Below are 25,324 nucleotides of genomic sequence, written 5' to 3'. Positions count from 1 at the left end.
AGGCACTATGGCGAATTCCCCTGATTCCAGCAACCCCACTCCGGCTTCTGACGCTCCGAAGCGGGGCCTCTTCTCCCGCAAGCCCAAGGTGGCCAAGGTCAAGAAGCCGAGCCGTCTGAAGCAAATCCGCGAGGTCTTCCAGATGACCCGCCAGCACGACCCGATGGTCCCGTGGCTGATGCTGCTGGCGTTCCTCGGCGTTGTCGCTGTCAGCTTCGTCGTGGGATTCCTCCTGGACAACTGGATTACCGGCCTGATCATCGGCATCCCGCTGGGTGTCCTGGCGGCAACGCTGATCCTGTCCCGCCGCGCCGAACGTGCCGCTTTCGCCCGGATTGAGAACCAGCCCGGCGCCTCGGGCGCTGCGCTGGGCACGCTCAAGCGAGGCTGGATTGTCGAAGAGCAGCCCGTCGCGGTGAACCCCCGCACCCAGGACGCGGTTTTCCGTGCCATCGGCCGTCCCGGCGTTGTCCTCGTCAGCGAAGGCCCCAGCCACCGGGTCAAGCCGCTGCTCGAGGCCGAACGCAAGCGGCTCGCCCGCATCCTGCCCAACGTCACCATTCACGTGATTGAAACCGGCCGCGGCGAGGGCCAGGTTCCGATCAGCCAGGTTTCCAAGAAGATGACCAAGCTGAAGAACGAACTGACCAAGCTTGAGGTCAGCACCGTCTCCAAGCGCATCTCATCGCTCGGCAGCCGGCTGCCCATCCCCAAGGGCATTGATCCCTACAAGGCCCGCCCGGACCGCAAGGCAGCCCGCGGACGCTAGGCCCACACGCCAGAGCACAGGGACGCCCCGGTAACCGCCTTTCAGGCCGGCAGCCGGGGCGTTTGCTTTGCCCCCGACATACCCCACGTCCCGCATGGACAGAAAACCGGAGACTTCGCCATGAAACTGCCTTCCACTCCAGCCGTGATCCGGATCTTCCGTGCCCTGGCGATCGCCGAAGCTTTCAGCTGGGCTGCGCTGCTGGTGGGTATGTTCCTCAAATGGGTCACCCGGACCACGGAGCTCGGGGTGGAGATCGCCGGCCCGATCCACGGGGCGTTTTTCATCGGCTACGGGGTTGCTGCACTGAGCCTGTGGGGTATGCAGCGCTGGCCGTTCCGGGTCGCCTTGTTCGCGGGGCTCTCCGCGGTGTTCCCCTTCGCCACTGTCTGGTTTGAGCGCTGGGCAGGCCGCCAGGGATACCTGACGTTCCCGGCTGCAGGGGATGCTTCCCAGCCGGCGCAGGAGCCCGCCGGCGAGACGGCCGGCGTCTAGGACAGTCCGGGCCCGCACGTCCATTCGACGCAAATGGTCGCTAAACGGGGCGGTTTAGCGGCCATTCCTGGCGAATCGAGGCTCCGCAGGGTGCGGATTCAAGGGGTCGATGCAACACCCGAGGTCAATTGGCTATCAGTAAACCACGGAGACGCTACCCGGGGGTATCCCATCCAAGGGTCTCTCGTGGTCGTCCGTTGAGTTCCTGGGCGACGTGCTCCAGGTCCTCGGGTCCGTAGGCGTTCAGGTCGGTGCTTTTGGGGAAGTATTGTCGCAGCAAGCCGTTGGTGTTCTCGTTGGATCCGCGCTGCCAGGGGCTGGCGGGGTCGCAGAAGTACACGTCCATGTCCGTGGCGATGCCGAATGACTTGTGCAGGGCCATTTCCGCACCCTGGTCCCAGGTCAGGGATCCGCGCAGATGTTGCGGCAGTGTGGCCATGGTCTTGATGAGACCGTCGCGCACGGATTCGGCGGTGTGGTCTGTGGGCAGGTGCACGAGCATCACGTAGCGGGTGGTGCGTTCCACGAGCGTTGCGATTGCCGACTGGTTGTAGGCTCCGGTAATTAAGTCGCCTTCCCAGTGCCCCGGAACGGCGCGGTCTTCGATCTTGGCGGGGCGTTCGGAGATGTTGATCATCGGGTCCCGGAAACGGCTGGTGCGTTCTTCGGGGTTTTTGTGCTTTTTGCGACGGGTCCGTCCGGTGCGCAGGGCTTCTTTGACCTCGCGTTTGAGTCCGCCGCGGGCTTGGATGTAGAGGGCTTGGTAGATCGTTTCGTGGGTCACACGCATGAGGGGGTCATCGGGGAATTCCTTGATCAGCAAGTGCGAGATCTGTTCCGGGGACCAGCGTGTGAGCAGCTTGGCGTGCACATAGTCGCGCAGTTTCCCGGGTGCGGCCAGTTTACTGTCCTTGGGCCGTGCCCGGGCCGCGGTGGCACGCCGGTTGGCGCCGTACGGCAGGTAGCCAAGCACCGGGTGGCTATTGCGGCCGATCTCCCGGCTGACTGAGCCCGGTGACCTGCCCAGAGTCCGGCCGATGTCACGCATCGACTTGCCGCCGTTGAGCAGGTCGGCGATCAGCTCCCGCTCACGCAAGGACAGGTAGCGGGTGCTGATGGGTTGCTCCAGGGCATCCAGGGCCGCCGGGGCCGCCGGGGCGGGTGCAGACTCCGCCGCTGGTGCCGTCGGGCCCGGTGCCGCAGCAGGGGCTGGAGGTTCGGCGAAAGTAGTTCTCACCTCTTGGTTATACGGCAGATCCGCAGTATCGTCCCCGGCGGCCTCCTTGTCCTTTGCACCCTGGTGCCGGTCCCATCGGTAGGAGCTCTGTTCGCTGGCGCCGGCGGCGAGGGCAGCGTCCCTGCGGCCGGCTCCTTCCTGGCGCAAGCGCAGGTAGTGAAGCTGTTTCCCCGACGGGCGTCGCGGGCTGAGGGAGGCTACGCCGGCATCGTTTGCCCAGTTCGAGCAGGTGGAGATGTTCAGGCCGAGTTCCCTGGCGGCCGCGCTGACGCTGCCGACGTTCCGCAGCACGTCCAGGAACTCCTCAACCACCGCCGATGAGTGGCGCTGCTGCGGGCCGCGTTTCTCGGTTCTGGTTGTGCGCGGCTTCCCGGCCGCGCGATTGACCCGGCCGGCCCAGGAATTCGCTGTGCTGGTGTTCAGCCCCAGTTCCCTGGCCGCAGCCACGATGTTGCCGGTCCGATCAAGGACAGCATGGAACTGGTCCTTGTCGGCCTGGACGTACTGGCGGTGACGCCTGATCCCGGCAGCGTTCGCCCACTTCTGACAGGTGCTTCTGTTGAGTCCCAGCTCTTTGGCCGCCGCGGCAACACTTCCCAACCGCGCCACGGCAGAAAGAAAATCCTTCCTCTGGGCACCGGTATGGGACTGCTGATGGCGCCTGCCGGCTGCTCCTGCCGGGGACGCCGATGTTTCCGTCGAAGGAGATTCTTTCCTTGAGGAAAAACTACTTCTTGATGGTGACTCCATGGGCGTTGCAACTCCCGATTATTCGGGGGTGTTGCAACGACCGCTTGAACCCGCCAGGGTGGTGTGGCGGCCATTCGTGGCTAATGGATGAGGTCTAACGCGTACTGGCAGCCCCCCGATCACCGGGCCCAAGCTCATGACTCCAGGATCGCCGGTTCTTGCCGCACGGTCACGCAATGGCAAACCCGCACGTCCATTCGACGCAAATGGTCGCCAAACGGGGCGGTTTAGCGGCCATTCCTGGCGAATCGACGCGCCACGGCGGCCGGCGCTAGATCCGGACGAGGACCGTGTTCATGGCTTTGTCGTGCAGCCCACGGTGATCGGGGTCAAAGATGACTGCGGGGATCACGAGGCAGAGCAGGAGGGTGCGGACCAGGGCCGGCAACGGGCCGGCGGGGCCGCCGCCGAGCCGGATGACGTGGATCCCCATGATGCGGTGGCCGATGCTGTAGCCAAGGGTGCCGACCAGCAGCGCCTGCTCGACGGCGAACACGGCAAGGGTGGCCCAGGGATCCCCGGCGAATGCGTAGTTGCTGATCAGCAGCGCGATGGCCCAGTCAATGCAGATGGCGACGATGCGCCGGCCGGCCCGGGCGATGGACCCCGGCCCGGACTCGGGCAGGCCCAGCCGCTCCCCCGGGTACTTGGAGATGCCGGATGTATCCGGCCCGGTGAGCCATGAGCCTATGTCTTTGCGATCAACCACACTCTTAGACTATCGGCAATGGACGCCCACCCGCGCTGTTCAGAGTGTGGACCCTTGGAGGCCACACTCTGGTCACGGATAGGCCACCTTGTGGACAGCGACTACCGTTTACACGTCAGGGCATTCTGTAACCTGCCGGAAACAAAGCGGACACCGCGGGGAAATCCCGTGTCCTTAGGGTGGTAACAGTTGCTAGCGGCATACGAGCGGGGTAAACCTTTGCGTTTTTCCCGCTGTCGGACTGCGCTGGACCACACGGCCTGACGGCCAGATATTTCACATGCATAAGGAGCATAGATGTTCAAGACTGCGGACGAAGTCCTCAAGTTCATCAAAGACGAAGACGTAAAATTCGTCGATATTCGCTTCACCGACCTCCCTGGCGTTCAGCAGCACTTCAATGTGCCCGCCAAGAGCGTTGACGCGGACTTCTTCGTCAACGGCCAGCTCTTCGACGGATCTTCGATCCGCGGTTTCCAGGGCATCGCCGAGTCGGACATGCAGCTCATCCCGGACGTGACCACCGCGTTCCTCGATACTTTCCGCGTTGAGAAGACCCTCGCGTTGAACTTCTCGATCGTGAACCCGCGTACGGGTGACCCGTACCACCGCGATCCCCGCGGCGTGGCCGAGAAGGCCGAGGCCTACCTGGCCTCCACCGGCATCGCCGACACCGCTTTCTTTGCACCCGAGGCCGAATTCTTCGTTTTCGACAACGTCCAGTACGAGTCCTCCCCGCAGGGCAGCTTCTACAAGATCGACTCCGAAGAAGCACACTGGAACACCGGCCGCGAGGAAGTGGGCGGCAACCTCGGCTACAAGACCCCGATCAAGGGTGGCTATTTCCCGGTCTCCCCCACTGACAAGCAGGCCGACCTTCGCGACGCCATGTGCATCGCCCTGGACGAAGCCGGCCTTGAGGTCGAGCGCAGCCACCACGAGGTCGGTTCCGCCGGCCAGGCTGAGATCAACTACAAGTTCACCACCCTGACCCACGCCGCTGATGACCTGCAGAAGTTCAAGTACGTCATCAAGAACACCGCCGATGCGTGGGGCAAGTCGGTCACCTTCATGCCGAAGCCGGTCTTCGGCGACAACGGCTCGGGCATGCACTGCCACCAGTCGCTGTGGACCGGTGGCGAGCCGCTGTTCTACGACGAGAAGGGCTACGCCGGCCTCTCCGACATGGCCCGCTGGTACATCGGCGGCCTGCTGAAGCACTCCTCAGCCGTGCTGGCCTTCACCAACCCGACGGTGAACTCCTACCGCCGCCTGGTCAAGGGCTTCGAAGCTCCGGTCAACATGGTCTACTCGCAGGGCAACCGCTCCGCCGGTATCCGTATCCCGATCACGGGCTCCAACCCGAAGGCCAAGCGCATCGAGTTCCGCGCTCCGGACCCCTCCTCCAACCCGTACCTGGCCTTCGCGGCCCAGCTGATGGCCGGCATTGACGGCATCCGCAACCGCATCGAACCGCCGGCTCCGATCGACAAGGACCTCTACGAGCTCCCCGCCGAGGAAGCCAAGGACATCCCCAAGGCTCCCGGCACGCTCGAAGAGGCCCTGGATGCCCTGGCCGAGGACAACGAGTTCCTCCAGGCCGGCGGCGTCTTCACCCAGGACCTGATCGACACCTGGATCGAGTACAAGTACGAGAACGAGATCCGTCCGCTCTCGCTGCGCCCGAACCCGTACGAGTTCGAGCTGTACTACGGCGTCTAGCCACTAGCGGCTTTCCGTCACAGGATCGCACGACGGCGGCCCCCATCCTTGCGGTGGGGGCCGCTTTTTGTTCGACGTCGGCCAGCAGGACGGCCCGGGGGCGCCTCGCAGGTCAGAACCCGCGGTAGAACGTCCGCTGCGGGCCGGCGTCGCCGCCCAGGTACTGGCCGCGGTCCTCGAAGCCGGCCTTGCGGTAGGCGGCCTGCCCGGCAGGGTTTTCCTCGTTGACGGACAGCACGACGCCGGTCTGCCCGCCGCCGCCGGCCGCCGTCAGTTTCGCGGCCGCCCGGACGGCGGCATCCGCTGCCAGCGTGCCGAGGCCCTTGCCCTGCTGCCGGCGGTCGATCAGGAACCCGCGCAGCAGCCAGACCGAGTCGTCGTCCGCCCAGCCGGCCAGGGTCGCGGCACCGGACTGCAGTGTCAGGACCCCGACCGCGGATCCGTTGGCGTCAATCGCGAAGGGGTGCCGGGAGTCCTCCTCGAGCCCGATGAGCACCATCCGCAGCGGGTCGCCGACGAATCTCCGCTGGTCTTCGGTGACTTCCAGTTCGGCGATCTCGCCCAGCTTGATGGCGCGGGCGTCGTCGTCGAGGTCTTCCAGCGGCATCAGCCACACGTTGTCAGGCATGACAGAAGCGTACCCAAGCCAGCGGGGTGCCCCCGCCGCCCGGACCGGTTCACTGGCTCAGAGAGCGGCGTCCTTCGGGGGCCCGGCCGGGTCCATCCAGAAGACTTCCCAGAGGTGATCGTCCGGGTCCTGGAAGCTGTGGGTATACATAAAGCCGTAGTCCTGGGCTTCCTGGGAGGGTGCGCCGCCGGCGGTAAGGGCCTTCCGGACGAGCTCGTCGACCGCCTCCCGGCTGTCCAGGGAGAAGGACATGATGACCTCGGCAGCACCTGAGGCATCCGCGACAGCCTTGGACGTGAAGGTCTTGAAATACGCCTCGACGAGCAACATCACGAAGGCGCCGTCGTTGACGATCATGCAGGTGGCGTTCTCGTCGGTGAAGTCAGGGTTGAAGGAGAAGCCCAGGGCGGTGAAAAACTCCACCGTCCTGTCGAGGTCCTTGACGGGGAGGTTCACAAAGAGTTGTCTGGCCATGCGGATAAGGTAGCACCGCGCCCTCGGGAGTGTCAGCCCCCGGACGCTGCCCGCCCGGTGCGCGGCGGGAGCGCTGCCGGGCGGTCACTGGCCGTAAAAAACCCGTTCGAACACGCCCCGGGCCCGACGGCTCAGCCTCAGATAGTCCTCTTCGAAGGCGGCGGCGTTGCCCTGCCCGTAGCCGCACCAGCGGGCCACCGCTTCCAGATCGCGGCGGGAGGACGGCAGCACATCCGAGGCCCGGCCGGTCCAGATCACGTTGGCTGACCGGACCCGGCTCGCCAGGCGCCAGGCCCGGAGGAGGATGTCCACGTCCCCCGCATCCAGGAGCCCGACGGCGGCCGCAGCCTCGAGTGCCTCCACCGTGGAGGTGGTCCGCAGCTCGGGATGCCTGCCGGCGTGCTGCAGCTGGAGCAGCTGGGCCAGCCATTCGACGTCGCTCAATCCGCCGCGGCCGAGTTTGAGGTGCCGGGCCGGATCTGCGCCGCGGGGCAGCCGTTCGGCCTCGACCCGTGCCTTCACCCGCCGGACTTCGCGGACGTCGTGCTCGGAGAGGGTCTCGGGGTAGCGGACGGAGTCGATCAGGGCCACGAAGTCGGCGGCCAGCTCATCGTCTCCGGCCATGGGGCGCGCGCGCAGCAGCGCCTGCGCCTCCCACACGAGCGACCACCGGCGGTAGTACTCGGCGTAGGACTCCAGCGATCGCACCATGGGCCCGCTCTTGCCCTCGGGACGGAGGTCCGCATCGACCATCAGGACGCGTTCGGCCAGGATGGCAGGCTTCAGCGGCTGGGTCAGCAGGCTGGAGAGCCGGCTCACGATCTGCAGGGCCTGCTGCTGGGCCTCGTCCTCCGGGACTCCGGGAAGCCCGCGGTGCACGTAGATAACATCGGCGTCCGAGCCGTAGCCGATTTCCCGGCCGCCCTGCCGTCCCATGGCGACCACGAGCACATGCGTTTTGAGCGGCTCCTCGGCGGTGACCATGGTTTCCGCAACGCGCAGGGCGCCCAGGACCGCGGCCCGGTCCGTGTCGGCCAGCGCTGCACCGACCTGGTCCTGGTCCAGCAGTCCCGCGCTGTCCGCGATCGCGATCCGGAGGATCTCGCGGCGCCGGATCAACCGGATCAGGCGCATGGCGCTTTCCGGCTCGGCGTGGCGGGACATCTTGGAGGCGATCTCGAGCCACTGCGCCTCGAACGTCAACGGCACCAGTTCCTTGTCGGAGCCGAGCCAGGCGACCGATTCGGGCGAGACCTCCAGCAGGTCCGCGATCAGCCGGGAGTTGGAGAGCACGTGGCACAGCCGCTCGGCCGCCGCCGTCGAGTCCCGCAGCATGCCGAGGTACCAGTGGGTGGTGCCGAGCGCCTCACTGACGCGGCGGAACGCCAGCAGGCCGCCGTCGGGGTCCACGCCCTCCGCGAGCCAGCCAAGCAGGATCGGCAGGAGCTGTCGCTGGAGCGCGGCGCGGCGGCTGACTCCGCCGGTGAGCGCTTCGATGTGGCGCATGGCGCCGCTCGGGTCGAGGTAGCCCAGGGCGGCGAGCCGCCCCTGCGCGGCTTCCGGGCTGAGCTTGGCTTCCTCGCTGCTGAGGGCCGCCGCGGTGTTGAGCAGCGGGCGGTAGAAGATACGTTCGTGCAGCTCGCGGACGGAGCGTTTGGTCTTCCGCCAGGCCCCGACCAGGGCATCAGGTTTGGGCCGTTCGCTGGAGAAGGGTCCGAGCACGGCTTTGCCAAGGGCCCGCAGCGAGGCTTCCGAGACCGGCATGAGGTGGGTGCGGCGCATCTGGAAGAGCTGGATCCGGTGTTCCAGCAGCCGCAGGTAGCGGTAGCAGCGGTCGAACTCGGCGGCGTCGGAGCGGCCGATATAGCCGCCGGCGGACAACGCCGCGATGGCCGAGGTGGTGTCCCGGCAGCGCAGGGTCTCGTCGGATTTGCCGTGCACCAGCTGCAGCAGCTGGACGGTGAATTCGACGTCGCGCAGTCCCCCGCGGCCCAGTTTGATCTGCCGCTGTTCCTCTTCCGCGGGGATGTGTTCGGTGACCCGGCGGCGCATCGAGCGGACCGACTCGACGAAGCCTTCCCGGCCGGCGGAGGACCAGATCAGCGGCGCGACGGCGGCTTCGTAGCGGGCGCCGAGATCGGTGTCCCCGGCGATGGTCCGGGCTTTCAGCAGCGCCTGGAACTCCCAGCTCTCGGCCCAGCGGGCGTAGTAGCTCTCGTGCGAGGCCAGGGTCCTGACCAGCGGTCCGGACTTGCCCTCGGGGCGCAGGTTGGCGTCGACCTCCCAGAGCCCGGGTTCGCGGCCGATGGACATGATGGCCCGGGAGATGCCGGAGGCGAGGGCGGTGCCGATCGTGTTGGCGCGCGAATCGTCGAGCCCGCCGGATTCGATGACGTAAATGACGTCGACGTCGGAGATGTAGTTGAGTTCGCGGGCACCGCATTTGCCCATGCCGATGACGGCGAGTCCGACGTCGGCCACCTCCGTGGCGCTGAAGTGTTCGGCGGCCTCGGCCCGGGAGACGGCCAGGGCCGCCTCGATGGCGGCGCCGGCGAGGTCCGCCAGTTCGGCGCCCGCCGCGGGCATAAAGTCCAGCGGGTCGGCGGCGCAGAGGTCTTTGACGGCGAGCTCGACGAGGCCGCGCCGGTACTCCGTGCGCAGCGCGACGTAGCCTTCCTGCCCGGTCAGCGAAGCCACCGGGCGGGGGGATTTCGGATCGGCCCGCACGGAATTCAGCAGCCGGGCGCGTAAAACGGCGGCGTCCGCGGCCCGCGGTTCCGGGCTGGCCGTCACCTCGAAGGCGTCCAGATGTTCAGGGTGGCGGATCAGGAACTCACCCAGCGCCTCCGAGGCGCCCAGTACCCGGTACATCGGTTCGCTGCGTTCCAGCTCCGCGACCGCCAGCTTCCGCAGATCCTGGTGCTTTTCGATCAGCCGGACCAGCGACTGCAGCGCCGTGTCAGGGTTCGCGGCGAGCTGCAGCCCGGCGAAGAGGATGTCCTGGTCCAGGCCCTCGAGCTCGGGGGCGGCCAGGAAACGTTCACCCTTTTCCAGATCGCTGAAACCGGCCGCAATAAGGCGTCGTGCCAGGCTCACCGGGGCCGCCTAAAGGATGCCGAGGTTGCGCTGCAGCTCGTAGGGCGTGACCTGGAGGCGGTAGTCCTGCCACTCGGCCCGCTTGTTGCGCAGGAAGTGTTCGAAGACCTGCTCACCGAGGATCTGCGGCATGAGCTCGGAGTCCTCCATCGAGCGGATGGCGTCGTGCAGGCTGGCCGGAAGCGGGTCGTGGCCCATCGCGCGGCGCTCGGCCGAGCTCAGTGACCAGATGTCGTCCTCGGCTGCGGCGGGGAGCTGGTAGCCCTCCTCGATGCCCTTGAGCCCGGCACCGAGCAGCACGGCGTAGGCCAGGTAGGGGTTGGCCGCCGAGTCGATGCCGCGGTATTCGATCCGCGCCGACTGGCCCTTGCCGGGCTTGTACAGCGGGACGCGGACCAGGGCGGAGCGGTTGTTGTGGCCCCAGCTGAGGTAGCTCGGGGCTTCTCCCCCGCCCCAGAGCCGCTTGTAGGAATTCACGAACTGGTTGGTGACGGCAGTGAACTCCGGGGCGTGCTTGAGGATGCCGGCGATGAACTGACGGGCCGTCTCGGAGAGCTGGAATTCGGCGCCGGCCTCGTAGAAGGCGTTCGTGTCGCCCTCGAAGAGCGAGAAGTGGGTGTGCATGCCCGAACCCGGGTGGGCCGTGAACGGTTTTGGCATAAAGGTGGCGTAGGTGCCCTGCTGCAGCGCGACCTCTTTGATCACGGTGCGGAACGTCATAATGTTGTCCGCGGTCTGCAGGGCATCCGCGTAGCGCAGGTCGATCTCGTTCTGGCCGGGACCGGCCTCGTGGTGGCTGAACTCGACCGAGATGCCGACTGACTCCAGCATGGTCACGGCCGTGCGGCGGAAGTCCTGGGCCACACCGCCCGGAACGTGGTCGAAGTAGCCGCCCTCATCGACGGGGACGGGGGAACCGTCCGGACCCGGTTGCTGGGACTTGAGCAGGTAAAACTCGATCTCGGGGTGGGTGTAGCAGGTGAAGCCCATGTCCGCGGCCTTGGCCAGGTTGCGCTTGAGGACGTTGCGGGGATCAGCAGCGGAGGGTTCGCCGTCGGGCGTCAGAATGTCGCAGAACATCCGCGACGTCGCCTCGGTCTCGCCGCGCCACGGCAGGATCTGGAAGGTGGCGGGGTCCGGCTGGGCCAGCATGTCGGATTCGAACACGCGGGCGAGGCCCTCGATGGAGGAGCCGTCAAAACCCAAGCCCTCCTCGAACGCGCCTTCAACCTCGGCCGGGGCCAGCGCCACCGACTTCAGCGAGCCGACGACGTCGGTGAACCACAGCCGCACGAACCGCACGTCGCGCTCTTCGATCGTCCGCAGGACAAACTCTTGCTGGCGGTCCATACTGGCCTCTTTCCGGTTCTTTCGTCAGTGCCCCGGGCCCGTCGTACCTGGGTCCCGCAGCTGCTCACGATTCACTTTACTAATCATTGCCAGCGATTGCTGAAGTAGCGGCCCCGCGTAACACAGCGTTTACCGCCGGACCCCGAATTTCGCCGTCCGGCACCGGCGCCCGGGCGGCGGGCCGGTGCCCGTGTGATGTGATTCACCCGCCCACGGGCTGGAGCGAAGTAGCTAGGACACTCGGTATCGCACTACGCTCGTGCCATGGCCACAAGCACCAGCCCCGATTCCAGCATGCCCGCAGAACTACCTGCACCCTACGGCAACGGCCCGGCGGCCCCGGCCACAAGCCAGCCCGCGGCCCCGGCCGCAGGTCCGGCCGCAGGTCCGGCCGCAGGTCCGGCCGCAGGTCCCGAGGCCGGCGCCCGGAAGCCGGTGGCGAAGGTCCGCACCCACCACCTGCGCCAGGCCAAGCTCAACGGTGAGCGCTTCGCGATGCTGACCGCCTACGACCAGTACACGGCGGAAATCTTCGACCAGGCCGGCATCGAGGTCCTCCTCGTGGGCGACTCGGCCTCCAACAATGTCTTCGGCAACGAAACCAGCCTGCCCGTCACCGTGGACGAACTGCTCCCGCTGTGCCGCGCCGTCACCCGCTCGGCCAAGCGGGCCCTCGTCGTGGCGGACCTGCCCTTCGGCAGCTATGAGGTCTCCGCCCAGCAGGCGGTGGCCACCGGGGTCCGGTTCCTCAAGGAAGGACTCGCCCACGCGGTCAAGATCGAGGGCGGCAAGTTCTACGCCGAGACCGTCCGCGCCATGGTCCAGGCCGGCATTCCGGTGATGGCGCACATCGGATTCACCCCGCAGAGCGAGCACGCCCTCGGCGGCTACCGCGTCCAGGGCCGCGGCGATGACGCCCAGCGGCTGGTCGATGACGCCGTCGCCCTGGCCGAGGCCGGTGCCTTCTGCGTGCTGATGGAAATGGTTCCGGCGGCGACGGCGGCCGCCGTGGACGCCGCCGTCGACGTCCCCACGATCGGCATCGGCGCCGGCAACGCGACCACCGGCCAGGTTCTGGTGTGGCAGGACATGGCGGGCCTGCGCGGCGGCAGGATGGCCAAGTTCGTCAAGCAGTACGCCGACCTGCGCACCTCACTCAGCGACGCCGCGAAAGCCTACGGCGAGGACGTTCGCTCCGGCCAGTTCCCCGGCCCGGAGCACTCCTTCTAAGTTCCAGCCCGGCCTGCAGGGCCGCCGGGCAGTGGAGCCGGCAGCCTTGTCAGTCGTCCTCGTCGCCTTTTTCCCAGGATTCGTTGCGGGCCTTGACCTTCTCAAGGGCGTGCTCGGCTTCCTCACGCGTCTTGTAGGGGCCGATCAGCTGGCTCCAGTCGGACATGGCGTCCTCTTCAACCTCGTGCGTATTGACGTTGTACCAGTACTCCGGCATCGATGCTCCTCAACTCATGGTGGCGCCCCGCGCCCCGGCGGGGCCGGACGGCGCCAAACGTGATTTCCCGCGGTATCTTTCCGCTTCTGTTTCCTGGCGTTCGGCCGGGCCTTATATGATCAATGTATGCCTTCTCTAGCCTCGACTGCACCCATCGGCACCCTGGTCCCGGGAGCAGTCAGCCCGCAGCTTCCCGTTCCGGCATCGATCCCGCGCCCCGAATATGTGGGCCAGCCCGCGCCGGCGAAGTTCACCGGCTCCGAGGTCAAGTCGGCGGAGACCATCGAGAAGATCCGGATCGCCTCACGGATTGCCGCGCAGGCCATCGTGGAGGTCGGCAAGCATATCCGGCCCGGCGTCACCACGGACCAGCTGGACCGGGTCGGGCACGAATTCCTGCTCGACCACAACGCGTATCCGTCGACGCTCGGCTACCGCGGCTTCCCCAAGTCCCTGTGCTCCTCCCTGAACGAGGTCATCTGCCACGGCATACCGGACACCACCGTGGTCCAGGACGGGGACATCCTCAACATCGACATCACGGCCTTCATCGGCGGCGTGCACGGCGACACCAACTACACCTTCCTGGCCGGTGACGTCGACGAGGAATCCCGGCTGCTGGTCGAGCGCACCCGGGAGTCCCTGAACCGCGCCATCCGCGCCGTGGCCCCGGGCCGCGAAATCAACGTGATCGGCCGCACCATCGAGTCCTACGCCAGGCGCTTCGGCTACGGGGTCGTCCGCGACTTCACCGGCCACGGCGTGGGCGAGGCGTTCCACACCGGCCTGATCATCCCGCACTACGACGCCGCCCCGGCCTACAACACGGTGATGGAAACCGGTATGGTCTTCACGATCGAACCCATGCTGACGCTCGGCACCGTCGACTGGGACATGTGGGCTGATGACTGGACCGTCGTGACCCGTGACCGCAAACGCACCGCGCAGTTCGAGCACACCCTGCTCGTGACCGAGTCCGGCGCTGAGGTCCTGACCCTCCCCTGATTTCCCGCTCCACCAGAAGACCCCGGTCTTCGCCCGTCGGCCCTGGGCCGCACCCTCCTAGCCCCGCCCCCTGCCACGAACGGAACCACATTGGCCAAGAAGGACGAGAAGTCGAAAAAGAACGCCCAGCTGATCGGCATCGACATCGGCGGCACCGGGATCAAGGGCGGGATCGTCGACCTGAAGCGCGGCAAGCTGCTCGGTGACCGCCTGCGCATCCCCACCCCGCAGCCCTCCACGCCCGAATCGGTGGCCGAGGCCGTGGCCCGGGTTGTCGCCGAGCTGTCCGCCCGGCCCGAGGCCCCCGCGCCCGACTCGCCGGTCGGTGTCACCTTCCCCGGCATCATCCAGCACGGTGTGGTCCACTCCGCGGCCAACGTGGACAAGTCCTGGCTGGAAATGGACATCGACGCGATGCTCACCGCCCGCCTCGGCCGTCCCGTGGAGGTCATCAACGATGCCGACGCCGCCGGCCTCGCGGAGGCGCGCTACGGCGCCGGCGAATCCGTGAAGGGGACCGTGCTGGTCATCACGCTCGGCACCGGGATCGGTTCCGCCTTCATCTTCGACGGCCAGCTCGTCCCCAACGCCGAGCTCGGACACCTTGAAATTGACGGATTCGACGCCGAAAGCAAGGCCTCGGCCGTGGCACGCGAGCGGGACGGCCTGAGCTGGGAGGAGTACAGCGTGCTGCTGCAGCGCTACTTCTCCCATGTGGAGTTCCTCTTCTCCCCCGAACTGTTCATCGTCGGCGGCGGCATCTCGAAGCGCGCCGACGAATATCTGCCCCGGCTGCAGCTGCGCACACCGATTGTCCCGGCGAAACTGAAGAACGACGCCGGCATCGTCGGCGCCGCCCTCGAGATCGCGCTGAAACACAAACTGGCCAAGTAGCCCGATGAGCTATCACCCCGGGTCGTTCTGGACGCTGGAACGACCCGGAGTGACAGCTCATCGTTTGTTTGGTGCAGGTGGAGCGTGACTAGAGCGCACTCTTCTGCTCGCTCTTGCCTTCGCGTCCCTTGGTCTCGGCCTCATGGCGGAGCAGGGAAATGGCCGCTTCGAAGTCCTCGAGGGATTCGAAGGCCTGGTAGACGCTCGCGAAGCGCAGGTAGGCAACCTCGTCGAGCCGCTGGAGCGGGTTCAGGATCGCCAGGCCGACCTCATGCGCCTCGATCTCCGCAGCGCCGGAGGCCCGGATGGTCTCTTCGACTTCCTGGGCGAGCATGGCCAGGTCATCTTCGGTGACGGGACGGCCCTGGCAGGCCTTGCGGACACCGTTGATGACCTTGCTGCGGCTGAACGGCTCGCCGACGCCTGACCGCTTGATCACGGTGAGGCTGGTGGTCTCGACAGTGGTGAAGCGGCGGCCGCATTCGGGGCACTGCCGGCGGCGCCGGATGGCTGATCCGTCGTCCGCGATCCTGCTGTCCACCACCCGGGAATCAGGGTTGCGACAAAACGGGCAATACATGTCGTTTCCTCCCCTGCCGCAAGCTGCTGGCCGGCCCCGGGCGAACGCCCGTGATCCGAACGCCCGTGCTCCGACCGCCACCGATCCGTCGGAGCGCTTGGCTCCGGAACCAGTTTACGACTAGATGTAGCCTAATAACAATCCTGTAATTACTACATGTTGTGGTCCGGAGCCCCGGCGAACCGGGCCGTGACTGCCTCGCCGTGCGCCGGCAGATCCTCCGCCCCGGCCAGGCTCACGATGTGCCCGCTGACCTCCGCCAGGGCGGCGCGCGTGTAGTTGACCACCTGGATGGCCCGCAGGAACGTGGTCACGTTCAGCCCCGAGGAGAACGCGGCGGTGCCGCTGGTCGGCAGCACGTGGTTGGAGCCGGCGCAGTAGTCGCCCAGGCTGACGGGGCTGTAGTCGCCCACGAAGATCGCCCCGGCGCTGCGGATCCGGCGCGCGACGCCGGCCGCGTCCGCCGTCATGATTTCCAGGTGTTCGGCTGCGTAGGCGTTGCACGCCGCGATGCCCTGTTCCAGGCTGTCCACCAGGACGACGCCGGACTGCGGCCCGGAGAGCGCCTCGCGGACGCGTGCACTGTGCTTCGTCGCTGCCGCCTGGCGGTCCAGTTCCACCCGGACGGCTGCGGCGAGGTCCTCGGAGTCCGTGATCAGCACCGACGCCGCCTTGGGGTCGTGCTCGGCCTGGCTGATCAGGTCAGCCGCGACCAGGTCCGGCTGCGCGGTGGCGTCGGCCAGGATGGCAATCTCGGTGGTGCCGGCTTCGGAATCAATGCCCACAACACCCTTGACGAGGCGCTTAGCCGTGGCGACGAACACGTTGCCGGGTCCGGTGACGACGTCCACCGGGTCCAGGCCGGCGTTGTCCCCCGAGCCGGGGATGCCGTAGGCGAAAGCGGCAATGGCCTGGGCGCCGCCGATCGCGTAGACCTCCTCGATCCCGAGCAGGCATGCCGCGGCCAGGATCGTGGGGTGCGGGAGCCCGCCGAAGTCCTTCTGCGGGGGCGACGCCAGGGCGATGGATTCGACGCCGGCGGCGAGGGCCGGGACGACGTTCATGATCACGGAGGACGGGTAGACCGCCAGGCCGCCGGGGACGTAGAGGCCGACGCGCGCCACGGGGACCCAGTTCTGGCTGACCACGGCGCCGTCGCCGAACTCGACGTCGGTGTCCGCCGGGCGCTGGGCGTCGGCGAAACGCCGGGCACGCCTGATGGACTCCTCCAGTGCCGCCCGGACGGCGGGATCGAGGCCGGCCAGGGCGCCGGTCAGTGCGTCGGCGGGGACCCGCGGGTGGGTCTGTTCCACGCCGTCGAAGGTCCGCGCCAGCCCGCTGAGGGCCTCGAAGCCCCGGGTGCGGACGGCATCGATGATCTCCAGGACCTTCTGCTCGGCGTCAGCCATGGTGCCGGCCTGCGCCCGGGGCACCGCGGCGCGGAGACCGGCGAGGGTCAGCCGCTGGCCGCGCAGGTCGACGGTGCGGAAGGCGAGGCCGGCGGGAGCCGGGGTCGCGGTAACGGCGGGCACGGAGCTGTCAGCTGAAGGGGTCACCCGTTCATTTTACGTGCCGCCCCGGCAGGTTCCGCGCCTGTTACTTCGGGCCGCTACTTCGGGCCCGTTACTTCGGGGGCTGCCCGCCGGCCCCGGGCCCGGCTTCCGGCGTCGGGGAGGAGAAGACGGTGTTCAGGAAGATGGCCAGTGCCGCGGCGGCCGGCCAGATCGCCAGGACGGCGAAGGACCGCAGGGAAAAGGCAATACTGGCGCTGGCCGAGGTGTCCTCCGGCGTTCCCCACCACAGGCCGCACACGACGCCGGTCCCCCAGGCCAGGAGGGCGCCCAGGGCTCCGGCGCCCACCGCGAGGAGAACGTCCCGGCCGGAGGGCCCGTGGTGCCTGCTGCCGGAGGCCACGGCACCCGAGATGCAGCCGGCGAGCAGGAACAGGCCCGCCAGCACCAGGTCCCGCGGCAGCCATCCTTCGGTGTTGCCGCCGCTGTGCAGCTCCGGATTGCCCGAGAGCAGATTCAGCCCGGAAGGCGCGAGCAGCCACCACAGCAACCCCACGGGGACGCCGGCGGCGGCGATGACGGCATGCTTCCGCCAGGGCCAGGCGCGGGTCCCTGCACCCGGTACCGCCGGGCCGGAGGCCCCTTGGGGCCCGGAACCCCGGCCCGCGTGTCCGGTGGAGTCCTGCGGGGCGTCCCGCGGGCCGTCCTGCGGGGCGTCACGGGGAAACCGGGCGTGCACTGCGGGCTGTGTCATGGAACAAACCTTAACAAGCTTTCCGCCGGCGGGTCACATAACGCCCCGGGTCCCCGGATGACGCTGCACATGACGCGCCCGGGTAAACAAGTACCGCGGCCGATCGCCGGCGCCATACGCTGGCAGGATAGGAACATCACACACGTGCAGCAGGGAGTTGGATCGCAGTGGCCACAGAGGACCAAGCCTTCGAGGGAACCTTCAGGGAGATGTTCCGCCGGCACGCGGCCGGCGTTGCCATCATCACCGCCAACTTGAACGGTGTCCCCTTCGGCTTCACGGCGACGTCCGTGGCGTCGCTCTCGGCGAAACCGCCCCGGTTCACCTTCAACATGGCCCGCACCTCCAGCTCCTGGCCGGCCGTGGCCAACACCACCTACATCGGCGTCCACATGCTGGGCCTGGACAACCAGGAGCTTGCCGACCGCTTTGCCCGGACCAGCAACCGCTTTGAGGGCGACCACTGGGAACTCGGGCCCCACGAGGTGCCGATCCTGAACGACGTGGCCGGCTGGCTGATCGGCAAGGTCCAGATGCGGCTCTCCTTCGAGAACAACGCCGTGGTGGTGGTCGAGGTCGTCGAGGGTGAAGTGGGCGCGGACGGCGCCCCGCTGCTCTACCGCGCGGGCAGCTACGGCCAGCCCGTGCCGCTGGACTACGAGATCTGACACCTCACCGGGGCAGCGCCGGCGCGGCCCTGCCTAGTTGTCCAGGCAGGTCGGGCCGAGAAGCACCTTGAGGTCCCCGAACAGGGAGGGGCTGGGGTTCACCCGCAGATGGACGGGCAGGCCCATGATCTCCACCCGGGAGTCGCCCTGCAGGTGCACCCGGACCTCGGACTTGCCGCGGTGGGTCCGGAGCACGTCGCCGAGCTCGGTCACGACGGCTTCGGTCGCCTTGTGGGTCTGCATGGTGATCACCAGCGGGCCGTTCAGGCCCTCACTGAGGTCAGGGACGGAGAGTTCCATGCAGTTCAGCGCGACGGCGCCGTCGTCCCGGCGCTGCAGCCGTCCCTTGACCACCACGATGAGGTCTTCCGCCAGCACCGAGGCGATGGGGCCGTAGACCTGGCCGAAGAACATGACCTCGACGGACCCGCCGAGGTCCTCGATCTCCGCGCGGGCGTACGCGTTGCCACTGGCTTTCGCGATCCGCCGGCTCAGTGAGGTGATCATGCCCGCGATGGTAACGATGGCGCCGTCGTGCGGGCCGTCCTCGGCGATGAGCGTGGTGATGGACTGGTCGGCGTGCTGGCTCAGGACCCCTTCGAGGCCCTGCAGCGGGTGGTCCGAGACGTACAGGCCCAGCATGTCCCGTTCGAAGGAGAGTTTGTCCTTTTTTTCCCACTCGGGCAGGTCCGGGATTTCGATGCTGAGGGATGCCTCGGATTCGGCTTCGTCGAAACCGGCGAAAAGGTCGAACTGGCCGATCGCCTCGTTGCGCTTGAGGGTGATGACCGAGTCGATGGCTTCTTCGTGGATCATCGCCAGGGCGCGCCGGTGGTGATTGAGCGAGTCGAAGGCGCCGGCCTTGATCAGCGACTCGATGGTGCGCTTGTTGCACACCACTGCCGGGACTTTCACCAGGTAGTCCTTGAACGACGTGTAGGCGCCTTCCTTTTCCCGCGCCGCGACCATGGCCTCGACGGCGTTGACGCCGACGTTGCGGATGGCGCCCATGCCGAAGCGGATATCGGTTCCGACCGGGGTGAAGTTCAGCGCTGACTCGTTGACGTCCGGAGGGAGCACGGTGATGCCCATCCGCCGGCATTCGTTGAGGTAGATCGCCGATTTGTCCTTGTCGTCGCCGACGCTGGTGAGCAGGGCCGCCATGTACTCCGGCGCGTAGTGCGCCTTGAGGTAGGCGGTCCAGTAGGAGATCACGCCGTACGCGGCCGAGTGCGCCTTGTTGAAGGCGTAGTCGGAGAACGGGAGCAGGATGTCCCAGAGGGTCTTGACCGCGGCCATCGAGTAGCCGTTGTCCTGCATGCCCTGGGAGAAACCGGCGAACTGCTTGTCCAGTTCCGATTTCTTCTTTTTGCCCATCGCGCGGCGCAGGATGTCGGCCTGGCCCAAGGTGTAGCCGGCGAGCTTCTGCGCCACGGCCATGACCTGCTCCTGGTACACGATCAGGCCGTAGGTGCCGCCGAGGATCTCGGAGAGCGGTTCCTCGAGCTCCGGGTGGATCGGGATGACGTCCTGGATTTTGTTTTTGCGCAGGGCGTAGTCGGTGTGCGCGTTGGCACCCATGGGTCCGGGCCGGTAGAGGGCCAGGACGGCGGAAATGTCTTCGAAGTTGTCAGGTTTCATCAGCTTCAGCAGTGACCGCATCGGGCCGCCGTCGAGCTGGAACACGCCGAGGGTGTCGCCGCGGGCAAGCAGCTCGTAGGACGCCACGTCGTCCAGGGCAAGGGCCTCCAGGTCAAGGTCCTCGCCGCGGTTCATTTTGATGTTTTCCAGGGCATCGGAAATGATCGTCAGGTTCCGCAGGCCCAGGAAGTCCATCTTGATCAGGCCGAGGCCTTCGGAAGTCGGGTAGTCGAACTGCGTGATGACCTGGCCGTCCTGGAAGCGGCGCATGACGGGGATGACGTCAATGATGGGGTCGGAGGACATGATGACGCCGGCCGCGTGGACACCCCACTGGCGTTTCAGTCCCTCGATGCCGAGCGCCGTCTCGAACACCTTGGCGGCTTCCGGGTCCGTGGCGATCAGCTGGCGGAAGTCAGCGGCCTCGCTGTAGCGCTTGGAGTCCTTGTTCTGGATGTCGGCCAGCGGGATGTCCTTGGCCATCACGGCGGGCGGCAGCGCCTTGGTCAGCTGTTCGCCCATGCTGAACGGGTAGCCCAGCACGCGTGATGAGTCCTTGAGGGCCTGCTTGGTCTTGATGGTGCCGTAGGTGACGATCATCGCGACGCGTTCGTCACCGTATTTGCGCGTGACGTAGTCAATGACCTCGGAGCGGCGCCGGTCATCGAAGTCGACGTCGAAGTCAGGCATGGAGACCCGGTCCGGGTTGAGGAATCGCTCGAAGATCAGCCCGTGGTGCAGCGGATCGAGGTCGGTGATGCGCATGGCATACGCCACCATGGAGCCGGCGCCCGAGCCGCGTCCGGGACCGACCCGGATGCCGTTGTTCTTGGCCCAGTTGATGAAGTCGGCCACCACCAGGAAGTAGCCGGGGAAACCCATGGACGTGATGACGCCGAGCTCGTAGTCAGCCTGGGTGCGGACCTTGTCCGGGATGCCCTGGGGGTAGCGGTAGCGGAGTCCCTTGTCGACTTCCTTGACCAGCCAGGACGTTTCGTCCTCCCCCTCCGGGCAGGGGAACCGGGGCATGTAGTTGGCGCCGGTGTTGAACGAAACCTCGCAGCGCTCGGCGATCAGGAGCGTGTTGTCGCATGCCTCGGGGTGGTCGCGGAACAGCTCCCGCATTTCCTGCGGGGATTTCAGGTAGTACCCGCTGCCGGAGAAGGCGAAGCGCGAGCCGCCGTTGTCGTACGTCGGCTCCAGCAGGGTGGAACCCGACTGGATGGCCAGCAGGGCCTCGTGCGCCTTCGCGTCGTGCTCGTGCGTGTAGTGGAGGTCATTGGTGGCCACCAGGGGCAGGTTCAGTTCCTTGGCCAGCCGCAGCAGGTCCCCGGTGACGCGCCGCTCGATATCCAGGCCGTGGTCCATGAGTTCGCAGAAGTAGTTTTCGGCGCCGAAGATGTCGCGGAACTCGGCGGCCGCCTCGACCGCCTCGCGGTACTGGCCGAGCCGGAGCCGGGTCTGGACCTCCCCGGACGGGCAGCCGGTCGTGGCGATCAGCCCTTCGGAGTAGGTGTTCAGCAGCTCGCGGTCCAGCCGGGGCCATTTGCCGAAGACCGAGTCCAGGGAGGCGATCGAGGAGGCACGGAACAGGTTCCGCATGCCCACATTGTTGTAGCTGAGCAGGGTCATGTGGGTGTAGGCGCCGCCGCCGGAGATGTCGTCCTTGCGCTGGTTCTCCTCGCCCCAGCGGACACGGGTCTTGTCCGTGCGGGCGGTCCCGGGAGTGACATAGGCCTCGACGCCGATGATCGGCTTGATGCCCTGGTCAGTGGCCCGTTTCCAGAAATCAAAGGCGCCGAACAGGTAGCCGTGGTCGGTCGTGGCGAGGGCCGGCATGCCGAGCCGCTCGGTTTCGTCGAACAGTTCACTAAGCCGGGCGGCGCCGTCCAGCATCGAGTACTCGGTGTGGTTGTGGAGATGGACAAACGAGTCGTTGCTGGAAGTCACCGAATCATTCTAGTGCCGCGCACCGACCTTTCCGTGCGGCACTCCGGCCGGGGACCCGGTTGGACAGGTCCGGTCGGGTCCCGCCTCAGCCGGCTCAGGCCTGTCCGGACTCCAAAACCTCGAGCGCGTAGCGCAGGTCCTGCGGGTACTCGCTGGTGACGGTGACCCGCTCACCCGTCCGGGGGTGGTCGAAGGACAGCTGCCGGGCGTGCAGCCACTGCCGGGTGAGCCCCAGGGTGGCGGCGAGCCGGGGATCCGCACCGTAGGTCAGGTCGCCGGCGCAGGGGTGTCGCAGGGCCGCGAAGTGGACCCGGATCTGGTGGGTGCGGCCGGTCTCCAGGTGCACTTCCACCAGCGAGGCTTTCCCGAACGCCTCGAGGACCTCGTAGTGGGTGATGGAGTCCCGGCCGTCCTCGATCACGGCGAAGCGCCAGTCGTGGCCCGGGTGGCGGCCGATGGGCGCGTCAATCGTGCCGGCCAGCGGGTCCGGCAGGCCCTGGACGACTGCGTGGTAAACCTTGTCCACGGTGCGTTCCTTGAAGGCGCGCTTGAGCGCCGTGTACGCCCGCTCCGTCTTGGCGACCACCATCACCCCGGAGGTCCCGACGTCGAGCCGGTGGACGATGCCCGCACGCTCCGGCCCGCCGGAGGTGGTGATCCGGTAGCCGAGGCCGGCGAGGGCGCCAACGACGGTGGGCCCCACCCAGCCGGGCGAGGGGTGCGCGGCCACACCGACCGGTTTGTCGATGACGACAAACTCGCCATCGTCCAGCAGGATGTTCAGGCCTTCCACAACTTCCTCCACGATTTCCAGGGGGTCCCGGCGTGCCGGGACGACGACGTCGAGCACGGCGCCGGGGGCAAGCTTGAGCGACTTTCCGACCGCTTTGTCCTTGCTGGTGACATTGCCTTCGGCGATCAGCGTGGCGGCCTGGGAGCGGGAAATGTCCATGAGTTTCGCCAGCCCGGCATCCACGCGGGTTCCCGCGAGGTCATCCGGGACCACAAAGCGGAACGATGACGCAGGGCCCGTGGGCGTCAGGTCTTTGGGCGTCAGGTCTTCAGGCATCCTGCGCTCAGGCACGGCGTCCTTAGGAGTCATGTTTTGCGGTGTCCTTCGTTTGGTGCGAGCCGTCCAGGGAGATCCCGCGCAGGGTGAGCAGGCAGATGATCACCACGGAGGACACGACGGCCGAGTCTGCGATGTTGAAGATCGCGAAATTGGGGAGCTGGATGAAGTCCACGACATGGCCCATGGCGAAAGAGGGCTCGCGGAACAGCCGGTCCGTGAGGTTGCCCAGCGCACCGCCGAGCAGCAGTCCGAGCGCCATTGCCCACCAGAGCGAGCCCAGTTTCCGCAGCTGCAGCAGGATGGCGATCGAGACGGCAGTCATGATGATCGTGAACACCCAGGTGACGTTTTCCCCGATCGAGAACGCGGCACCGGAGTTTCGAATGTAGTACCAGTGCAGCAGCGGGGGGAACACGGGGATCCTCTCCCCCTCGATCATGTTGCCCGTGACCCACAGTTTGGTCAGCTGGTCGAAGACGTAGGCGAACACCGCCAGGCCGAAGAACACGGAGAGCAGCAGGACCCGCGGCGGCCGCGGCTTCAGGGGCGCCGTCTGGGCGGACTCAGCGGGCTGCGTGGCGTCAGGGGAGGGTGCGTCAGTCATAAGGCTTTCGTTCACGGGCCAGTGCGGGGACTGGGGGCTGGGTGCTTGGTCACGGCCGCCGGCAGAAGCTGCGGTTAATGGCAAAGGCCGGCGGCCGAGGAATCCTCAGCCACCGGCCTTTAGAATACGTGCTTAATGCTAGCTGGTGGCTTCGACCTCAGGGGCCGCCACGGAGCCCCGGGCATCCAGATCACGCAGCTGGCCTTCGATGTAGGCCTTCAGGCGTGAACGGTAGTCGCGCTCGAAGCCGCGGAGCTGCTCGACCTTGCGTTCCAGCACGGAGCGCTGCTGCTCGAGGGCGCCGAGGATCTTGCGGGACTTTTCCTGGGCGTCGTTGACGAGGCTGCTGGCCTCGATCTGCGCTTCGGCGATGATTTTGTCGCGCTGCTGCTCGCCGTCGGCGACGTGCTTGTCGTGCATCTGCTGCGCCATGGCGAGCAGACCTGCAGCGGACTCGGCCGCCGGGGTGGAGGCGACGCGTGCCGGGGCAGCTGCCTGCTCGGCTTCCTTCTTCTTGGCAACTTCAGCAGCCTTGGCGGCTTCGGCGGTCTTGGCCTCGGCATCGGCCTTGGCGCGGTCTTCCTTCTCGGCCTTGACGGGTGCCGGAACCTTTTCCACCACGGGAGCCGCGGCGGCGGAGCTGGCAGGCGTGCCGGCGCCCAGTTCGGCGAGCTTCTTGCGCAGCTCGTCGTTCTCCTGGTTCAGGCGTCGCAGTTCCACGACGATCTCGTCCAGGAAGTCATCAACTTCATCCTGGTCGTAGCCTTCGCGGAACTTGGTCGGCTGAAAGCGCTTGTTGACAACGTCTTCTGGCGTCAAAGCCATCTGGTCACCTCGTTGGTCTAGTTAGTCAGTAGGCCTTCCGGCCGTCAAAACTACGGTACCTATATATGGTCTGGTTCCTCTAATTCAACACCGCAGTGTCAAACCGGAGTTTCTAAATGTTTCGGGCTGCGGACCGGGTCCGCCGCCCGGCTACGCCGCGATCGACTGGGAAACCACCAGGAACCTGGCTACTGACATGGCGATGGTGACTGCCACGAACAGGAGCAGGAAGCCGAGGTCCAGTGAAATTCCGCCAAGCCGCAGCGGCGGAATGAGCCGCCGGAGCAGTTTGATGGGCTTGTCTGTGACCGAATACACAGCGTGGGCCGTGACGAGCGCCGCGCCGCGCGGCCGCCAGTCCCGCGCGAACATCTGCACCCAGTCGAAGATCAGCCGGATGATGAGGGCAACCAGGAACAACAGCAAAGCGATATAGACAAGTCCGAAAACAATTCCCATGAGCTAACTCATATCTCCATGTTCATTCCGGATACCGCAGTGTCCTCTTTGATGGTTACGCCTCTATTTCAACACGGATAATTCAGCACGGATGCCAGACAGGGTGTCCCTGCCTGGCATCCCTGACGAAATCGTGGACTAGCTCTGGTTGAAGAAGGCCGCCTGTGTCTCGCTGACCTTCTTGTCATCGCCGATGACTTCAACGTACGACGGCGAGAGCAGGAAGACCTTGTTGGTCACTCGCTCGATGCTGCCGCGAAGTCCGAAGACCAGTCCGGCTGAGAAGTCGACGAGTCGCTTCGCATCCGCCTCACCCATGTCCGTCACGTTCATGATGACAGGGATGCCGTCCCGGAAGCTTTCGCCAATGATCTTGGCGTCGTTGTAGGACCGCGGGTGGATCGTGGTGATCTGGCGGAGTCCGGTGTGCTCTTCACGGCTCGATGCCGCTCGCTTGATGGGTGTCACAGGTGCGCGATATTCCTCTTCGGCGGCGTAGGGCTCTTCCCGGGGGGCCTCGCGGACGGGCGCCGGTGCGCGGCGTTCCTCGCGGTCATGCTCCATGGAATCGTCCTCATCCTTGTGCGATGTGTGGTGCTCAGACTCGTGGTGTTCGTCGCCATCGGCGAGCCCAAGATAGATCATTGTCTTGCGCAGAGCGCCGGCCATGGTCGACTCCTAATC

The 25,324-nt window shown here is 66.7% G+C and carries 23 protein-coding genes; 7 read left to right on the top strand and 16 right to left on the bottom strand.

Annotated elements, in window-relative coordinates; genetic code table 11:
* The first annotated feature begins 7 nt into the window (after positions 1-7).
* The gene (locus ASPU41_RS13305; protein ID WP_069951327.1) at positions 8-769 is read left to right on the top strand and encodes a DUF4191 domain-containing protein; all 762 of its coding nucleotides are present in this window, start codon (positions 8-10) and stop codon (positions 767-769) included.
* 120 nt (positions 770-889) lie between these two features.
* Positions 890-1,264 (top strand): DUF3817 domain-containing protein, encoded by a 375-nt coding sequence (locus ASPU41_RS13300; RefSeq protein ID WP_069951326.1) that lies wholly within the window; start codon positions 890-892, stop codon positions 1,262-1,264.
* 154 nt (positions 1,265-1,418) lie between these two features.
* On the opposite strand, the gene ASPU41_RS13295 is transcribed toward ASPU41_RS13300, so the two are convergent.
* Both ASPU41_RS13295 and ASPU41_RS13290 read right to left on the bottom strand, forming a co-directional pair.
* On the bottom strand, positions 1,419-2,648 hold the full coding sequence (locus tag ASPU41_RS13295) for an IS30 family transposase (RefSeq protein ID WP_442856250.1): 1,230 nt from the start codon (positions 2,646-2,648) through the stop codon (positions 1,419-1,421).
* 874 nt (positions 2,649-3,522) lie between these two features.
* On the bottom strand, positions 3,523-3,960 hold the full coding sequence (locus ASPU41_RS13290; protein ID WP_069951325.1) for an RDD family protein: 438 nt from the start codon (positions 3,958-3,960) through the stop codon (positions 3,523-3,525).
* Positions 3,961-4,257: 297 nt separating this feature from the next.
* Here ASPU41_RS13290 and glnA (ASPU41_RS13285) point away from each other — a divergent pair, with 297 nt between their 5' ends.
* Positions 4,258-5,682: a type I glutamate--ammonia ligase gene (gene glnA / locus ASPU41_RS13285; RefSeq protein WP_069951324.1), complete on the top strand. Its 1,425-nt coding sequence runs from the start codon at positions 4,258-4,260 to the stop codon at positions 5,680-5,682.
* A gap of 112 nt (positions 5,683-5,794) precedes the next feature.
* On the opposite strand, the gene ASPU41_RS13280 is transcribed toward glnA (ASPU41_RS13285), so the two are convergent.
* The 4 genes from ASPU41_RS13280 to glnA (ASPU41_RS13265) form a co-directional block, all read right to left on the bottom strand.
* A complete protein-coding gene (locus tag ASPU41_RS13280; RefSeq protein WP_069951323.1) occupies positions 5,795-6,310 on the bottom strand; it encodes a GNAT family N-acetyltransferase in 516 nt (171 codons plus the stop codon).
* A 57-nt stretch (positions 6,311-6,367) separates the two neighbouring features.
* Positions 6,368-6,784: a VOC family protein gene (locus ASPU41_RS13275; protein ID WP_069951322.1), complete on the bottom strand. Its 417-nt coding sequence runs from the start codon at positions 6,782-6,784 to the stop codon at positions 6,368-6,370.
* A gap of 84 nt (positions 6,785-6,868) precedes the next feature.
* Complete coding sequence (locus tag ASPU41_RS13270; RefSeq protein WP_069951321.1) at positions 6,869-9,880, bottom strand: bifunctional [glutamine synthetase] adenylyltransferase/[glutamine synthetase]-adenylyl-L-tyrosine phosphorylase; 3,012 nt, start codon at positions 9,878-9,880, stop codon at positions 6,869-6,871.
* Positions 9,881-9,889: 9 nt separating this feature from the next.
* On the bottom strand, positions 9,890-11,230 hold the full coding sequence (gene glnA, locus ASPU41_RS13265) for a type I glutamate--ammonia ligase (RefSeq protein ID WP_069951320.1): 1,341 nt from the start codon (positions 11,228-11,230) through the stop codon (positions 9,890-9,892).
* 264 nt (positions 11,231-11,494) lie between these two features.
* Here glnA (ASPU41_RS13265) and panB point away from each other — a divergent pair, with 264 nt between their 5' ends.
* The gene (gene panB / locus ASPU41_RS13260; protein WP_069951319.1) at positions 11,495-12,460 is read left to right on the top strand and encodes a 3-methyl-2-oxobutanoate hydroxymethyltransferase; all 966 of its coding nucleotides are present in this window, start codon (positions 11,495-11,497) and stop codon (positions 12,458-12,460) included.
* Positions 12,461-12,509: 49 nt separating this feature from the next.
* Here panB and ASPU41_RS22670 read toward each other — a convergent pair whose 3' ends face one another.
* Entirely contained in the window at positions 12,510-12,677 is a 168-nt protein-coding gene (locus ASPU41_RS22670; RefSeq protein ID WP_128081649.1) for an SPOR domain-containing protein, read from the bottom strand.
* 126 nt (positions 12,678-12,803) lie between these two features.
* Between ASPU41_RS22670 and map the strand changes: the two genes are divergently transcribed.
* Positions 12,804-13,682 carry a type I methionyl aminopeptidase gene (map, locus tag ASPU41_RS13255; protein WP_069951318.1) on the top strand — a complete coding sequence of 293 codons (879 nt, stop codon included), beginning with the start codon at positions 12,804-12,806 and terminating at the stop codon, positions 13,680-13,682.
* Between the two features lie 90 nt (positions 13,683-13,772).
* Entirely contained in the window at positions 13,773-14,576 is an 804-nt protein-coding gene (gene ppgK, locus ASPU41_RS13250) for a polyphosphate--glucose phosphotransferase (protein WP_069951317.1), read from the top strand.
* 88 nt (positions 14,577-14,664) lie between these two features.
* Here ppgK and nrdR read toward each other — a convergent pair whose 3' ends face one another.
* The 3 genes from nrdR to ASPU41_RS13235 all read right to left on the bottom strand — a co-directional run bounded on the left by nrdR (position 14,665) and on the right by ASPU41_RS13235 (position 17,421).
* Entirely contained in the window at positions 14,665-15,156 is a 492-nt protein-coding gene (gene nrdR, locus ASPU41_RS13245; protein WP_069951316.1) for a transcriptional regulator NrdR, read from the bottom strand.
* A gap of 152 nt (positions 15,157-15,308) precedes the next feature.
* Entirely contained in the window at positions 15,309-16,712 is a 1,404-nt protein-coding gene (gene hisD, locus ASPU41_RS13240; protein ID WP_069951315.1) for a histidinol dehydrogenase, read from the bottom strand.
* 67 nt (positions 16,713-16,779) lie between these two features.
* Positions 16,780-17,421, bottom strand: coding sequence for a hypothetical protein (locus tag ASPU41_RS13235; protein WP_069951314.1), 642 nt, complete (start codon positions 17,419-17,421; stop codon positions 16,780-16,782).
* A gap of 209 nt (positions 17,422-17,630) precedes the next feature.
* On the opposite strand from ASPU41_RS13235, the gene ASPU41_RS13230 reads away from it, so the two are divergent.
* Positions 17,631-18,089 (top strand): flavin reductase family protein, encoded by a 459-nt coding sequence (locus ASPU41_RS13230; RefSeq protein WP_157357122.1) that lies wholly within the window; start codon positions 17,631-17,633, stop codon positions 18,087-18,089.
* 33 nt (positions 18,090-18,122) lie between these two features.
* Here ASPU41_RS13230 and dnaE read toward each other — a convergent pair whose 3' ends face one another.
* The 6 genes from dnaE to ASPU41_RS13200 form a co-directional block, all read right to left on the bottom strand.
* Positions 18,123-21,680 (bottom strand): DNA polymerase III subunit alpha, encoded by a 3,558-nt coding sequence (dnaE, locus tag ASPU41_RS13225; RefSeq protein WP_069951312.1) that lies wholly within the window; start codon positions 21,678-21,680, stop codon positions 18,123-18,125.
* 94 nt (positions 21,681-21,774) lie between these two features.
* Positions 21,775-22,632 carry an RluA family pseudouridine synthase gene (locus ASPU41_RS13220; protein WP_231941348.1) on the bottom strand — a complete coding sequence of 286 codons (858 nt, stop codon included), beginning with the start codon at positions 22,630-22,632 and terminating at the stop codon, positions 21,775-21,777.
* 139 nt (positions 22,633-22,771) lie between these two features.
* Complete coding sequence (gene lspA, locus ASPU41_RS13215) at positions 22,772-23,356, bottom strand: signal peptidase II (protein WP_069951310.1); 585 nt, start codon at positions 23,354-23,356, stop codon at positions 22,772-22,774.
* Between the two features lie 138 nt (positions 23,357-23,494).
* Positions 23,495-24,181 carry a DivIVA domain-containing protein gene (locus tag ASPU41_RS13210; RefSeq protein ID WP_069951309.1) on the bottom strand — a complete coding sequence of 229 codons (687 nt, stop codon included), beginning with the start codon at positions 24,179-24,181 and terminating at the stop codon, positions 23,495-23,497.
* A gap of 150 nt (positions 24,182-24,331) precedes the next feature.
* Complete coding sequence (locus ASPU41_RS13205; protein WP_069951308.1) at positions 24,332-24,640, bottom strand: YggT family protein; 309 nt, start codon at positions 24,638-24,640, stop codon at positions 24,332-24,334.
* Positions 24,641-24,778: 138 nt separating this feature from the next.
* Positions 24,779-25,309, bottom strand: a complete 531-nt coding sequence (locus tag ASPU41_RS13200; RefSeq protein WP_069951307.1) for a cell division protein SepF — start codon at positions 25,307-25,309, stop codon at positions 24,779-24,781.
* Positions 25,310-25,324 lie beyond the last annotated feature (15 nt).

The organism is Arthrobacter sp. U41 (assembly GCF_001750145.1).
GTDB lineage: Bacteria > Actinomycetota > Actinomycetes > Actinomycetales > Micrococcaceae > Arthrobacter.
This window is presented reverse-complemented; position numbering and strand designations above follow the sequence as displayed.